This is a genomic window from Cohnella thermotolerans DSM 17683 (genome assembly GCF_000429825.1).
Classification (GTDB): Bacteria; Bacillota; Bacilli; order Paenibacillales; family Paenibacillaceae; genus Cohnella; species Cohnella thermotolerans.
Genome location: NZ_KE386959.1, coordinates 36,978 through 51,394, shown reverse-complemented (window position 1 = coordinate 51,394; position 14,417 = coordinate 36,978). Strand labels below are relative to the sequence as shown.

The 14,417-nt window shown below is 63.2% G+C and carries 13 protein-coding genes; all 13 read right to left on the bottom strand.

Annotation, left to right across the window (positions count from 1 at the left end):
* Positions 1 to 311 precede the first annotated feature (311 nt).
* A complete protein-coding gene (gene purD / locus G485_RS0121060; protein ID WP_027094164.1) occupies positions 312 to 1,571 on the bottom strand; it encodes a phosphoribosylamine--glycine ligase in 1,260 nt (419 codons plus the stop codon).
* A 2-nt stretch (positions 1,572 to 1,573) separates the two neighbouring features.
* Positions 1,574 to 2,320, bottom strand: coding sequence for an IMP cyclohydrolase (locus G485_RS0121055; protein WP_084423431.1), 747 nt, complete (start codon positions 2,318 to 2,320; stop codon positions 1,574 to 1,576).
* A gap of 20 nt (positions 2,321 to 2,340) precedes the next feature.
* Positions 2,341 to 3,519, bottom strand: coding sequence for a phosphoribosylaminoimidazolecarboxamide formyltransferase (locus tag G485_RS0121050; protein WP_027094162.1), 1,179 nt, complete (start codon positions 3,517 to 3,519; stop codon positions 2,341 to 2,343).
* A 42-nt stretch (positions 3,520 to 3,561) separates the two neighbouring features.
* Positions 3,562 to 4,179 carry a phosphoribosylglycinamide formyltransferase gene (purN, locus tag G485_RS0121045; RefSeq protein WP_027094161.1) on the bottom strand — a complete coding sequence of 206 codons (618 nt, stop codon included), beginning with the start codon at positions 4,177 to 4,179 and terminating at the stop codon, positions 3,562 to 3,564.
* 5 nt (positions 4,180 to 4,184) lie between these two features.
* Positions 4,185 to 5,228, bottom strand: coding sequence for a phosphoribosylformylglycinamidine cyclo-ligase (gene purM / locus G485_RS0121040; protein WP_027094160.1), 1,044 nt, complete (start codon positions 5,226 to 5,228; stop codon positions 4,185 to 4,187).
* Between the two features lie 32 nt (positions 5,229 to 5,260).
* Complete coding sequence (gene purF, locus G485_RS0121035) at positions 5,261 to 6,991, bottom strand: amidophosphoribosyltransferase (RefSeq protein ID WP_240489233.1); 1,731 nt, start codon at positions 6,989 to 6,991, stop codon at positions 5,261 to 5,263.
* Positions 6,976 to 9,219, bottom strand: coding sequence for a phosphoribosylformylglycinamidine synthase subunit PurL (gene purL, locus G485_RS0121030; protein ID WP_027094158.1), 2,244 nt, complete (start codon positions 9,217 to 9,219; stop codon positions 6,976 to 6,978). Before purL ends, purF begins: the two co-directional genes overlap by 16 nt.
* Positions 9,220 to 9,232: 13 nt before the next feature.
* Complete coding sequence (purQ, locus tag G485_RS0121025; protein ID WP_027094157.1) at positions 9,233 to 9,940, bottom strand: phosphoribosylformylglycinamidine synthase subunit PurQ; 708 nt, start codon at positions 9,938 to 9,940, stop codon at positions 9,233 to 9,235.
* A gap of 5 nt (positions 9,941 to 9,945) precedes the next feature.
* Positions 9,946 to 10,188, bottom strand: coding sequence for a phosphoribosylformylglycinamidine synthase subunit PurS (purS, locus tag G485_RS0121020; protein ID WP_027094156.1), 243 nt, complete (start codon positions 10,186 to 10,188; stop codon positions 9,946 to 9,948).
* Positions 10,189 to 10,229: 41 nt separating this feature from the next.
* Positions 10,230 to 11,144 carry a phosphoribosylaminoimidazolesuccinocarboxamide synthase gene (locus G485_RS0121015; RefSeq protein ID WP_027094155.1) on the bottom strand — a complete coding sequence of 305 codons (915 nt, stop codon included), beginning with the start codon at positions 11,142 to 11,144 and terminating at the stop codon, positions 10,230 to 10,232.
* Positions 11,145 to 11,272: 128 nt separating this feature from the next.
* Positions 11,273 to 12,571: an adenylosuccinate lyase gene (purB, locus tag G485_RS0121010; RefSeq protein ID WP_027094154.1), complete on the bottom strand. Its 1,299-nt coding sequence runs from the start codon at positions 12,569 to 12,571 to the stop codon at positions 11,273 to 11,275.
* A gap of 6 nt (positions 12,572 to 12,577) precedes the next feature.
* Positions 12,578 to 13,843, bottom strand: coding sequence for a 5-(carboxyamino)imidazole ribonucleotide synthase (gene purK, locus G485_RS0121005; RefSeq protein ID WP_027094153.1), 1,266 nt, complete (start codon positions 13,841 to 13,843; stop codon positions 12,578 to 12,580).
* Positions 13,840 to 14,325, bottom strand: coding sequence for a 5-(carboxyamino)imidazole ribonucleotide mutase (gene purE, locus G485_RS0121000; RefSeq protein WP_027094152.1), 486 nt, complete (start codon positions 14,323 to 14,325; stop codon positions 13,840 to 13,842). The genes purK and purE overlap by 4 nt, the downstream gene beginning before the upstream one ends.
* Positions 14,326 to 14,417: the final 92 nt, after the last annotated feature.

The following is a 14,417-nucleotide window of genomic DNA, read 5'->3' as shown; positions in this document are numbered from 1 at the left end:
TGCGCTCGTGCCTATCCCTAACGGACACACAGTCCGCTATTTGCCGAAAATAAGGCGAATCCAAACTCTAACGGACGCTGGTTCCGTTATTTCCCGGATTTCCCTCGAATGTGGCGCCTTCGCAAGCGTTTAACGGATCTCCTGTCCGTTACGGAACCAAAAACGGCCCCATACCCGGAAATAACGGCCGTACGGTCCGTTAAATCTGCCGCCGCGCCATCAAAAAAGAGTCCGACGTGAACACTCTGGCTGATCTAATAAAACAAAAGAATGTCCCGCCGGTCTTTCCGGACCGGCAGGACAACCCTGGATCATACAAGCGCCTTGGCGGCGATATCGGTGCGGTTCATCTTGCCTTCGAACGCAATGCGGTTCGCCGCTTCGTAGGCTTTGTCGCGGGCGGCGGCAATATCGCCGCCCAGACCGACGACGCCGAGCACGCGGCCGCCGTTCGTCACGATCCGGCCGTCCTTCACGGCCGTGCCCGCATGGAACACCAGCGCGTCGCCGGCCCGATCCAGCCCTTCGATCGGCAAGCCCTTGGCGTACGAGCCGGGATAGCCTTCCGACGCGAGAATGACGCAGACCGCCGCTTCGTCGCTCCAGGCGATGTCGATCTCGTTCAGGCGGCCGTTCAGCGACGCCAGAATAATGTCGACGAGATCCGTCTTCAAGCGCGGGAGCACCACTTGCGCTTCCGGGTCGCCGAAGCGGGCGTTGAACTCGATCGTCTTCGGGCCGTCCTTCGTAATCATCAGCCCCGCGAACAAGACGCCGCGGAACGGGCGGCCTTCCGCGACCATGGCGCGCGCGGTCGGCTTGATAATGTTCTCGATCGCGTCGTCCACGATCGATTGCGGGATGTGCGGCAGCGGCGAATACGTGCCCATGCCGCCCGTGTTCGGCCCCTTGTCGCCGTCGAACACCGGCTTGTGGTCCTGCGCCGGCGACATCGGGCGAACCGTCTCGCCGTCGACGAACGCGAGAATGGACATCTCCTGCCCCTCGAGGTATTCCTCGATGACCACCTTGTCCCCCGCCGCGCCGAACGATTTGTTCACCATCGCGTCGGCGAGCGCCTGCTCCGCTTGCTCGCGGGTGAAGCAGACGGTGACGCCTTTGCCCGCCGCCAGGCCGTCCGCCTTGATGACGATCGGCAGCGGCTGTCCCCGCAAGTAGGCGAGCGCCGTCTCGTAGTCGGAGAACGTCTCGTACCTGGCGGTCGGGATGCCGTATTTTTTCAGCAAATTTTTCATGAAAATTTTGCTGCCTTCGATTTCCGCGGCGTTTTTGCGCGGTCCGTACACGGGAATGTTCGCCGCTTCGAAGGCGTCGACGATGCCCGCCGCGAGCGGGTCGTCCGGTCCGACGACGACGAGATCGATCGCGTTGTCGAGCGCGAATTGAACGAGTTGGTCGAATTCGAACTCGCCGATGGCGACATTCTCGGCCAGCAGAGCCGTTCCCGCGTTGCCGGGCGCGCAGTACACCTGCTTCACTTTCTCGCTCCGCTTGAGCGCCCAGATGATCGCGTGCTCGCGGCCGCCTCGTCCGATCACGAGAATGCGCACGATCAGGCCCCTCCTTCGGATTCCTTGTTGATCACCGTCAGGGAGACCGCGCCGCCCTCGATGCGGATCGTCTTGACGAGCAAGGAAATTTTGTTGTCCTCGTTCAGCAGATTCCAGTAGAACCGCGCCGTCTCCCGCTCGTCGTCGAACAGCGGAGCGAGCTGCGGCTCGCCTGCGAACGAAGGCAGCGGATTGCCGTCTCCCTGGTACGTCGAGATGAAGTGGCCGTAACCCGGAATCGCTTTTTCATAGTGGAAAAATTGGCGGGTCGTCTGGGCCTCGTCGTTCTCGTTCGTCTTGAGGATGGACAGCTTGTAGGCGTTCTGCGGATCGTTCAGATCGACAATGCCGGAGATGCGCGGCGTGAAGTTCGGCGGGTCCGGCTCATAGGTGCGCTGCGCCAAAGCCTGCTCGAACGTGCCTCCCTGCCGCAGCGTCTCCCAGATCGTATCGGTCTGATCGCCGTTCGTCACGATATGCGCGCCGCCTTCGTGCCGAAGCGGATAATAAATGATGAGCGAAGGATCGGACAGCTTCGCGGGATCGCGCGCTTCCGTGCGCAGAAATCCGTTCTCTTCCGGCACGAATACGCGGTTGCGGCTGTTCTCGCTTCTTCCCATAATCCAGTAAACCTGTACGTAACGCGAGGCGTCCGGCGTCAAGCCGATGATAATCCCGCGTCCCGGATAAGCGTTCGTCTTCAATTGCCGGACGGTGCGATCCGCCAGCGATTGCCATTTCGTAGACAAATTCGTCGTCCCCTCTCCCGTCAATGGTGGAACAGGCGCACGCCCGAATACACCATCACCATGCCGTAGTCGTTCGCCGCCTTCACCACTTCTTCGTCCCGCAGCGAGCTGCCGGCCTGAATGACGTATTTCACGCCGCTGCGGCTTGCCCGGTCGAGATTGTCGCGGAACGGCAGGAAGGCGTCGGAGCCGTACGAGACGCCGGTCAATCCTTTGAGCCATTCGCGCTTCTCCTCCCGCGTCAGGCGGGCCGGCACGACTTCGAAGCAGCTCTCCCAAGCCGCTTGCTCGACCGGCGTCACTTCGTCTTCCAGCCACAGGTCGATGGCGTTGTTCTGCTCGGCGCGCGCCAGCCCTTCGCGGAACTTCATGTTCAGCGCGGCCGGATGCTGCCGGAGATACCAGCGGTCCGCCTTGTCGCCGGCGAGGCGCGTGCAGTGAATACGCGACTGCTGGCCTGCGCCGATGCCGATCGTCTGGCCGTCAAGCGCATAGCAGATGGAGTTGGACTGCGTATATTTCAGCGTGATAAGCGCCACAAGCAAATCGCGTTTCGCGTTGTCCGGCAAATCTTTGTTCTCCGTGACGATGCGGTCGAACACCGAAGCGTCCGGCACGGCGTTGTTGCGCTCCTGCTGCAGCTTCAGGCCGAACAGCGTGCGGGTCTCGATCGGGTCCGGCACGTAATCCGGATCGATCTGCAGAATGAGGTATTTGCCGCCCTTCTTCTGCTTCAGAATGTCGAGCGCTTCCGGCGTATAGCCCGGCGCTACGACGAGATCGGACACTTCGCGCTTCAGCAGCGCCGCGGTCTGCACATCCACCACATCGCTAAGCGCAGCGGCGTCGCCGAAGGAGGACATGCGGTCGGCGCCGCGCGCGCGGGCGTACGCGGTCGCAAGCTCCGACAGCTCCGCGCCTTCGACGAAGTACGCTTTCGCCAATTCGGGCGTAAGCGGCGAGTACACGGCCGCTCCGGCCGGGCTCACGTGCTTGAAGGAAGCCGCGGCCGGAAGCCCGGTCGCTTGACGAAGCTCGCGCACGAGCTGGAACGCGTTCAGCGCGTCGAGCAGATTGATGAAGCCGGGTTCTCCGTTCAAAACCTTCAGCGGCAGCGGCTTGCCGTCCGCCGTCAGCTTCGCTTCTTTCTGGTGCGGGTTCATGCCGTATCGCAGCGCAATTTCGTAATTCTCGCTCATGAATCGTTCTCGCCCTTTCTCGTATCCCGTTTTCGCACGGCCTTATTCGCCGCGCCGAACTGTCACTTTCCTGCCTTCCAACGCCACGCGCCCTTCCGCGATCCAACGGACCGCCCGCGGCAGCAGCTCGTGCTCGACCGCGTGCACCCGCTCCGTAAGCGACTCTTCCGTATCGTCGTCCCGAATCTCAACGGCCTGCTGGGCGATAATCGGCCCCGAATCCATGCCGCCGTCGACGTAATGAACGGTGACGCCCGTCAGCTTGACGCCGTATTCGAGCGCCTGACGGACGGCCCGCACACCCGGAAAAGCAGGCAGCAGCGCCGGATGAACGTTGATCATGCGGCCGTAGTACGGCTTGACGAGCACGTCCGTAATCAGTCTCATATAGCCGGCGAGAACGACGAGCTCCACGCCCTCGTCCCGCAGCCGGCCCAAGATTTCCGCTTCGTAAGCTTCGCGGGAAGGATAAGATTTCGGGTCGAAAAGAAACGTCGGCACGCGCAGCGCCTCCGCCCGCCGCACGACCCCGGCCGCCGGCTTGTCGCAGACGAGGAGCGCGATCGTCGCGGGAAGTCCCGCGTCCCGAATCGCTGCGGCCAGCGCCTGGAAGTTGCTTCCGCTGCCGGACGCGAACACCGCGATTCTGAGTGGCGACATTCCCATTACAGCTCGACGCCCCCGAACGTTACGACCTTGCTTCCCGGGGTCACTTTGCCGATGACGTACGCCTGCTCCCCGTTCTCCTTGGCGATCGCCACCGCTTGCTCGGCCTGCTCCCTTGGCACGACGAGCACCATGCCGATGCCGTTGTTGAACGTCGTGAACATGTCGCGGTCGCTAATGTTGCCGTCCCGCTGCATCAGCTTGAAAATCGGATGCACCGGCCAGGAGCCGAGCTCGATGTCGACGTTCACGCCTTCCGGCAGCACGCGCGGAATGTTCTCGATGAAGCCGCCGCCCGTAATGTGCGCCATGCCTTTGATTTTCACGCTTTCGAGCAGCTTCAGGACCGGCTTCACATAGATGCGGGTCGGCTCGATGAGCACTTCGCCCAGCGTCTTCCCTTCCAGCTCGGGAAGCCTGTCGCCGTAAGCGTATCCCTTCTCTTCGAGCAGCAGCCGGCGGACGAGCGAATAGCCGTTGGAGTGCACGCCGCTGGAGGCCAGCCCGATCACGGCGTCGCCCGGCGCGATCGTGGAGCCGTCGATCGCTTTCGGCCGGTCGACGATGCCGACCGTGAAGCCCGCGATGTCGTATTCGCCGGCCGGGTACATGCCCGGCATCTCCGCCGTCTCGCCGCCGATCAGCGCGCAGCCCGCCTGCCGGCAGCCTTCGGCTACGCCGCTGACGATCGCTTCGATCCGCTCCGGAATGAGCTTGCCGCAGGCCAGATAGTCAAGGAAAAAGAGCGGCTCCGCTCCGGTCACGACAACGTCGTTCACGCACATGGCGACCGCGTCGATGCCGATCGTGTCGTGCTTGTCGAGCGCGAACGCCAGCTTCAGCTTCGTGCCGACGCCGTCCGTCCCGGAGACGAGCACCGGCTCCTCGTATTTGTCCTTGTTCAGCGAGAAGAGTCCGCCGAATCCGCCAAGCCCCGTCAGCACCTCAGGACGGAACGTCTTCTTCACGTGCTTCTTCATCCGCTCGACCGCTTCGTTGCCCGCGGCAATGTCGACGCCGGCCTGTTTGTACGCTTCGGACACTTCGTTCACTCCTTGGTTATCTCGTTAAATGGTCAATCGCAACTGCACGTCGTCGCTTTGGCGTGCTCGAACTGCACCCGCGTCGGGTAATCGTGATCGAAGCAGCTCATGCACATGCCGCGGTTTTTCTCGTTCTCGTGGCCGCCGACCGCCTCCATCAGCCCTTCCTTGCTCAGGAAATAAAGCGAGTCGGCGTTGATCGCCTTGCGGATCTCTTCCACGGTCTTCGTGTTGGCGATCAAATCCGCGGGATTCGGCGTGTCGATGCCATAATAGCACGGGTTCATAAAAGGCGGCGACGTAATCCGCACGTGCACCTCGAGCGCACCCGCTTCGCGCAGCAGGTTGACGATCCGAAGCGACGTCGTGCCGCGGACGATCGAGTCGTCGATCATGACGACCCGCTTGCCCTCCACCACTTTGCGGACGGCGGACAGCTTCATTTTGACGCCCTTCTCGCGCAACTCCTGCGACGGCTGGATGAACGTCCGGCCGGTATATTTGTTTTTGATCAGTCCGAGCTCGTACGGAATGCCCGTCTGCTCCGCGTAACCGATGGCGGCGGAAATGCTCGAATCCGGCACCCCCGTCACGATGTCCGCGTTGACGAACGACTCCAGCGCAAGCCGCTGGCCCATCCGTTTGCGGGCGGAATGCAGGTTGATCTGGTTGATGTCGCTGTCGGGGCGGGCGAAGTAAATATATTCCATCGCGCACACGGCGCGCCGCTCCAGGACGGCGAAGCGCTCTTCGCGCAGCCCGTCCTTGTCCAGCACGAGCAGCTCGCCCGGCTGCACGTCGCGCACGTATTCCGCGCCGATCGTCTCGAAGGCGCACGTCTCGGACGCGAACACATAGGCGTCGCCGAGTCGTCCCATCACCAGCGGACGGAACCCGTTCGGGTCGCACGCCGCGATGAGGCGGTCCTTCGTCATGATGAGGAAGGCGTAGCCGCCGATCAGCCGGGAGAACGCATCCTTGACCGCATCGACCAAATCTTTGGGCGAGCGGGCGATCAGGTGGGCGATCACCTCGGTGTCGCTCGACGTCTGGAAAATCGAGCCCTGCGCCTCCAGCTCGCGCCGGATGACCGGCTCGTTGACCAGGTTGCCGTTCGTGCAGACGGCCAGGTCGCCGTCGCGGTATTTGAACACGAGCGGCTGGGCGTTGGCGAGGCGGCTCGCGCCGGCCGTCGAATAACGGACGTGGCCGATCGCCCGGTCGCCGACGAGGCCGTCCAGCCGGTCGCGGTCGAACACTTCCTTGACGAGCCCCATCCCGCGGTGGTAATGGAAGTCGCCGTCGTCCGACGTGCAGATGCCGCAGCTCTCCTCGCCGCGGTGCTGCAGCGCGTGCAAGCCGTAGTACGTCAGATGGGCCGCGTCGGGGTGCCCGAACACCCCGAACACGCCGCACTCTTCCTTTAATTTATCGAAAATCTCTTCCTGACCGTTGCCCTGATTATAAAAGTCTCCGGTCCAGAACCGCGCCTGGGCGGAACTCGGGCGTCCCGCTCCGGCTCCGCTCGCCGGCAAAGCCGTGCGGGCCGCCGGCACGGCCGCGAGGACCGCCGGCGCCGCGCGCAAGCCGGCGGACGGCTGCGGCGCAGACGCTTCGTTGCCCGGCAGCGCCGATGCAGCGTCGCCGGGTATGGCGCTCGCGCCGGCGGGCCGCGATGCCGCGAAGGAGCTCCCCAGCTTGACGACGGGCTGGTCCGCCCAGACGGCGCCGGTCCCGGTTCCGGACTTCACTGCATCCGGCATGGGATCGCTTCCTTCCATTCTTTGAGGAATTCGTTCAGCGGAGCGTCGATGGCCGTATGACCGTTAACGGCAATCGTCAGGCGGTCGCCGCCGACCGTTCCGAGCTTCTGCAGCGGGACGTCTTGCGATCTCAGATAAGCGGCCAGCTCGGCGGCCTGTTCCGGTTTCGCGGACAGCAGAATGCGCGATTGCGATTCGCTGAACAGAGCGAGGTCGGGACGCAGGTTCGTCGCGAAATCGACCTTCGCGCCGAGGCCGCGGCCGAAGCCGGATTCCGCCAGCGCGGCCGCGAGGCCGCCTTCGGACAGGTCGTGCGCCGAAGCGACGAGCCCTTGCCGGATGGCGCCCAGCACGGCTTGGTGCAGACGCCGTTCCGTCGCCAGGTCGAGCTCCGGCGGACGGCCTTCGGTTACGCCGTGGACGGCGTATTGGAACTCGCTGCCGCCGATCTCCGCTTTGGTCTCGCCGAGCAGGAAGATGACGTCGCCTTCGGCTTTAAATTCTTGCGTCGTAATATGGTCGATATCTTCGACAAGGCCGACCATGCCGACGACCGGCGTCGGATAGATGGCGCCCTTGGCGTTCTCGTTGTAAAGGGAGACGTTGCCGCCGATTACCGGCGTCTCCAGGAAGCGGCAAGCCTCGGCCATGCCGTCGACCGCCTTCTCCATCTGCCAGAACACTTCCGGCTTCTCCGGCGAGCCGAAGTTCAGGTTGTCCGTAATCGCCAGCGGCTCGCCGCCGGAGCAGACGATGTTGCGCGCCGCTTCCGCGACCGCGATTCGTCCGCCGACTTCCGGGTCGAGGTACGCGTAACGGCCGTTGCAGTCGGTCGTCATCGCCAGCGCCTTGCGGGTGCCGCGAATCGTCACGACCGCCGCGTCCGAGCCCGGAACGACCGCCGTCGACGTGCGCACCTGGTAGTCGTACTGGTTGTACACCCATTCCTTGCTGGCGAGCGACGGGGAGCCGAGCACTTTCTTAAGCGCGGCGTTCAAGTCGGTCACCTGCTCGTAGCGGGTCGTATCGACGGAGCCGTTTTTCAGATAGTAGTCCGGCACTTTGGAAGGCTTGTGATAAACCGGGCAATCGTCGACGAGCGCCTTGACCGGCATGTCGGCGACTTGCTCGCCCTTGTGGAACAGACGCAGACGGCCGTCGTCGGTCACTTTGCCGACTTTGGCGCAATGCAGCCCCCAACGCTCGAAAATCGCCTTGGCCTGCGCTTCGTGCTGCGGCTCGGTGACGAACAGCATCCGCTCCTGCGACTCCGACAGCATCATCTCATAAGCGGTCATGCCTTCCTCGCGCTGCGGCACCTCATCGAGGTACAGCTCCATGCCGTTGCCGGCTTTGCTCGCCATCTCCGCGCTGGAGCAAGTTAGCCCCGCCGCGCCCATGTCCTGAATGCCGAGCACGATGCCGGAGGCGATCAGCTCAAGCGTCGCTTCCATGACCAGCTTCTCCATGAACGGGTCGCCGACTTGCACGGCGGAGCGCTTCGCTTCGGACTCGGCGGTCAGGTCCTCCGACGCGAACGTCGCGCCGTGGATGCCGTCGCGGCCGGTAGCCGGGCCGACGTAGAACACCGGGTTGCCGACGCCCTTGGCGACGCCGCGCTGGATTTGGTCGTGGTCGATCAGGCCGACGCACATCGCGTTGACGAGCGGGTTGCCCTCGTACGCTTCGTCGAACATGACTTCGCCCCCGACGGTCGGGATGCCGATGCAGTTGCCGTAGCCGGCGATGCCGCTGACGACGTGCTCGAACAGGTAGCGCACGCGGTCGTTCTCCAGCTTGCCGAAGCGCAGGGAATTCAGCAGCGCGATCGGGCGGGAGCCCATCGAGAAAATGTCGCGGATAATGCCGCCCACGCCGGTAGCCGCGCCTTGATACGGCTCGACGGCGGACGGATGGTTGTGCGATTCGATCTTGAACACCACGGCCTGGTTGTCGCCGATGTCGACGATGCCCGCGCCTTCGCCCGGTCCCATCAGGACGCGGGGGCCGGTCGTCGGGAACCGCTTCAGCAGCGGCTTCGAGTTTTTGTACGCGCAGTGCTCGGACCACATGACGCTGAACACGCCGATCTCCGTATAGTTCGGCTTGCGGCCGAGAAATTCGCAGATCAGTTCGTATTCGGAATCGGACACGCCGAATTGCTTGTATATTTTCTGCTCCGCGATCTGTTCGACCGTCGGTTCTTTCGCTGCTGTCTGCTGCGCCACTTCCGTTCCCTCCTTAGCGGGCTCCGGCGCCGCTTCCCGCGCCGGTTTGAGCCTTCGATGCAAAAGCGTTGAGTACAGACTTGAACATTCTCGCCCCGTCCTCGGAGCCGAGCAGCTTGCTGACGGCGCGTTCCGGGTGCGGCATCATGCCGACGACGTTGCCCCGCTCGTTGCAGATGCCCGCGATGTTGTCGACCGAGCCGTTCGGATTTTCACCCGCATAGCGGAACACGATCTGGTTGTTCGCTTTGAGCTTGGCCAGCGTCTCGTCGTCGCAATAGAAGTTGCCTTCGCCGTGCGCGATCGGAATGCGGACGGTCTCGCCTTGCGCGTACGCGTTCGTGAAGGCGGTATTCGCGTTCTCGACCGTCAGATCGACGGGATGGCAGCGGAACTTGAGGGATTTGTTGCGGATGAGCGCTCCCGGCAGGAGGCCCGCTTCCGTCAAAATCTGGAATCCGTTGCAGACGCCGAGGACGAACTTGCCCTGCTCGGCCGCCTTGCGCACTTCGCTCATGACCGGAGCGAACCGGGCGATCGCGCCGCAGCGCAGGTAATCGCCGTAGGAGAAGCCGCCCGGCACGAGGATGGCGTCGTATGCGGACAGGTCGGTGGACGTATGCCAGACGTAATCGACGGGCTGCTGCAGGACGTCCTCGACGGCCTTGTACATGTCGATATCGCAGTTGGAGCCCGGGAATACGAGAACCGCGAAATTCATGAGGCTCAACCCTCCAATTCGAAGCGATAGTCTTCGATCACCGTGTTCGCCAGCAGCTTTTCGCACATCGCCTTGACGCGTTCCTCCGCTTGGGCGCGGTCGTTCGTGTCCAGCTGAAGCTCCATATATTTGCCGATCCGGACTTTCGCGACTTCGCCGAAGCCCATCGTATGCAGCGAGCTCTGGACGGCGTTGCCTTGCGGATCGAGCACGTTCTCTTTGATCGTCACGTAAACCGTTGCTTTCATAGGGGGTTCTCCTCCTGGTTGGGGGATGGATTTTGAAAGGGTCAGGGTCGTTCGGCGCCTGTCGCGGTTCCTTCGGTCAAACGGCGTTGGATCTCCTTGTATCTGGCGGAAGTCGCTTCGACGACCTCTTCCGGAAGCCGCGGCGGCGGGCTGTTCTTGTCCCAGTCCGAATTCGCGAGGTACGCGCGTACCGGTTCCTTGTCCATGCTGTCGATCTCGACGTCCAGTTTGTAGTTCTCTTGCGCCCAGAAACGGGAGGAATCGGGGGTGAAAAGCTCGTCGATCACGATCATTTGATCGTCGATCAGGCCGAATTCGAACTTGCAGTCGGCGAGAATGATGCCTTTGCGTTCGCAGACCGTCTTGCCGTACTCGTACAGCAGCAGACTTCTTTTGCGCAGCCCTTCCGCTAACTCCGCACCTACGCGCCGGGCCATCTCTTCGAACGATATGTCTTCGTCGTGGCCGACGTCGTTTTTGCCTGCGGGCGTGAAGATGGGTTCGGACAGCTTGGCGTTCTTGCGCAGCCCTTCCGGCAGCTTGATGCCGTTCACTTCGCCGGTGGACTTGTATTGGCGCCAGCCGCCGCCGGTAATGTAGCCGCGGACGACGCATTCGATGTCGATGCGCTTCGCTTTGCGGGCGACCATGATGCGTCCCGCCAGCTTCGGCTTGTCGGCTTCGGCGACGATGCCGCCCAGCTTGTCGACGTCGGTGTGGACGACGTGGTTGGGAAGCAATTCGGCCGTATGCCCGAACCAGAAGGAGCTGAGGCCGTTCAGCACCCGGCCTTTGTCCGGCACGGGCGGGTCGAGCACATAGTCGAAAGCGGAGATGCGGTCGGTGACGACGATCAGGAGATGCTCTCCCAGGTCGTACAATTCCCGCACCTTGCCTTTGTGGATGAGGGGAGCATGAATGAGTCCTTCGGCGGTGGACAGCGCTTCTGTCGGCATGGCAGCCTCCTTGTGGTGCGGTAGTTTGAGTCACGGCAATCTATGGTGAGACTCGGTAGAGCCGGCGCCAGCGCGGCTCTGTAAGCCGACTTCTGCGGCTTACAGGCAACATCCGGCGCGCCCAACCGCTATTCGTTCAGGCCGAGCCGCTCGAAAATCGTGTCGACGTGCTTCAGATGCCAGCTCGGATCGAAGCAGTCGGCGATCTCCTCGGCGGAGAGCACGCTCGTAATTTCCGGCGTCGCGGAGACGATGTCGCGGAAGTCGCGCTGCTCCTCCCACGCCTGCATCGCGCGCGGCTGCACCGTGTCGTACGCCTGCTCGCGGCTGAAGCCTTTGTCGATCAGCTTCGTCATGACGCGGCCGGAGAACGGAACGTTGTACGTGCTCCTCATGTTGCGCTTCATATTCTCCGGGAACACGGTCAAGTTCTTCACAATGTTGCCGAAACGGTTCAGCATATAGTTAAGCAGCATCGTCGCGTCAGGGAGAATGATGCGCTCGACCGAGGAGTGCGAGATGTCGCGCTCGTGCCAGAGCGGCACGTCCTCGTAGGCGGAAATCATATGGCCGCGAATGACGCGGGCGAGGCCGCTGATGTTCTCGCAGCCGATCGGATTGCGCTTGTGCGGCATCGCGGACGAGCCTTTCTGGCCCTTGGCGAACGGCTCCTCCACTTCGCGGAATTCGCTCTTCTGCAAGGCGCGAATCTCCGTCGCGAACTTGTCGAGCGACGTGGCGATCAAGGCCAGCGTCGCCATATATTCCGCATGGCGGTCGCGCTGCAGCGTCTGCGTCGAGATCGGCGCCGGCTTGATGCCCAGCTTGGCGCAAACGAATTGCTCGACGAACGGGTCGAGATTGGCGTACGTGCCGACCGCACCCGACATTTTGCCGAACTGGACGCCGTCCGCCGCCCGCCGGAACCGCTCGAGGTTCCGCTTCATCTCTTCGTGCCACAGCGCCATTTTCAGCCCGAACGTCGTCGGTTCCGCATGAACGCCGTGCGTTCGGCCCATCATAGGCGTAGATTTGTATTTGATCGCCTGTTCGCGTACGATCTCAATGAAGTTAACCAGATCGCGCTCGAGAATCTCGTTCGCCTGCTTCAGCAAGTAGCCGAGCGCGGTGTCGACGACATCGGTCGAGGTCATGCCGTAATGGACCCATTTGCGCTCCGGTCCGAGGCTCTCGGAGACGGCGCGGGTGAAGGCGATGACGTCGTGGCGCGTCTCCTGCTCGATCTCGTATATGCGGTCGATGTCGAATTTGGCGTTCCGGCGAAGCAGTTCCACGTCTTCCTTCGGAATGTGCCCGAGTTCGGCCCACGCTTCGCAGGCGCACAGTTCGACTTCCAGCCAGGCTTTGAATTTGTTCTCTTCGGTCCAGATCGCCCGCATCTCGGGACGGCTGTAGCGTTCAATCATGTTCGGTCAGACCCTCCATATATTCGATTGGGCAATCCACGCCAACGCGGCTTCCACGTTCGGAGCCAGCACGTTGACGTGACCCATTTTGCGCTTGCGCTTCGCCTCGGCCTTGCCGTACAGGTGCACCTTCGGCTCGACCCCGAGGCGCTCGGCCGCCGGATCGTGCGAGGCCATCCATGCGAGCAGCGGTTCGACGTGCTCGCCGAGCACGTTGGCCATGACGACCGGCGTCAGCAAGCCCGTGTCGCCGAGCGGCAAGTCGCAGATGGCGCGAATGTGCTGCTCGAATTGGGACGTGCGGCTCGCCTCGATCGTGTAATGGCCGGAGTTGTGCGGACGCGGTGCGAGCTCGTTGATGAACAGCGTTCCGTCTTCCTGCACGAACATCTCGACCGCGATCAGGCCGACGACGCCGAGCGTCTCGGCGATCGACACTGCGAGGCGCTCCGCTTCCCGCCGCACTTCGTCGCCGATCCGGGCCGGCACGATCGACAGGTGCAAGATGTTGTCCACGTGAACGTTCTCGGCCGGAGGGAACGTCCGGATCTCTCCGGAAGGCCTGCGGGCCGCGATGACGGAAATTTCCTTCTCGAAGCGGATGTACTTCTCCAGCACAAGCTCGGTTCCCGCGCGCGAAGCTTCCGCCCAAGCGGCCGACAGATCCGCTTCCGAACGCAGCACCCACTGCCCTCTGCCGTCGTAGCCGCCCGTCGCGGTCTTCAGCACGGACGGCAGGCCGAGCCGCGACACCGCTTCCCGCAACTGCTCGAGACTCGCCACCTCCGCGTACGGAGCCACTCGCGCCCCCGCCGCTTCGATCGCGCGCTTCTCGCGAAGCCGATGCTGCGTCGTATGCAGCAGAGCGCTGCCCTGCGGCACGTACGATTCTGCCTCCAGCATGGCCGCGACGCCCGCGTCGACGTTCTCGAACTCGTACGTAATGACGTCCGAGCGGCGGGCCAGCTCGCGGGCCGCTTCGCGGTCGTCATACGCCGCGACGATCTGCGCGGCCGTCTGGCCGCAAGGCGCGTCCGGCGTCGGATCGAGCGCCACGAAGCGGTAGCCGAGCCGGCTGCCGGCATGGGCCAGCATCCGGCCGAGCTGTCCGCCGCCGAGAATGCCGACGGTGGCGCCGGGAAGGATCGGCTGTCGGGGCGCTTCCGGCGAGAAGCCGCCGTCCGGCTCGCCCGGCACCGCGCAGAACCCGTCCGCGCACATCATGCCATCCGAAGAGGCCGACAGGTTGACAAGCTTGATCTCTTGGCTCATTCCAGCTCACCGTTAGCCAGCACTTCGGCCGTAATCCGCTCGCGGCGCGCCGCGATCCGCGCTTGAACATCCGGGTCGAACGCCCCGATGATCTGCGCGGCGAGCAATCCCGCGTTCGTTGCGCCCGCCGCGCCGATCGCCACCGTGGCCACCGGGATGCCGCCGGGCATCTGAACGATCGACAGCAGCGAATCGAGCCCGTTCAAAGCCTGGGACTTGACGGGCACGCCGATGACGGGGAGGACGGTCTTGGCCGCGACCATTCCCGGCAGGTGGGCGGCGCCGCCCGCGCCCGCGATGATGACTTTAAGCCCGCGAGAAGCCGCGCTTTCGGCATATTCAAACATCAGATCCGGCGTCCGGTGCGCCGAGACGACTTTCTTCTCGTAGGCGATGTTCAACTCTTCCAGGACGTCGCATGCACGCTTCATCGTCTCCCAATCCGACGTGCTGCCCATGATGACGCCGACTTGTGCCGACATGCTTCCACCCTTCCCCGCTCGCAATCTGGTCCTTAAACACACAAAAAGGCCGATGGGTATACCGTCAGCATTCCCCATCAAGCCCATCTTCT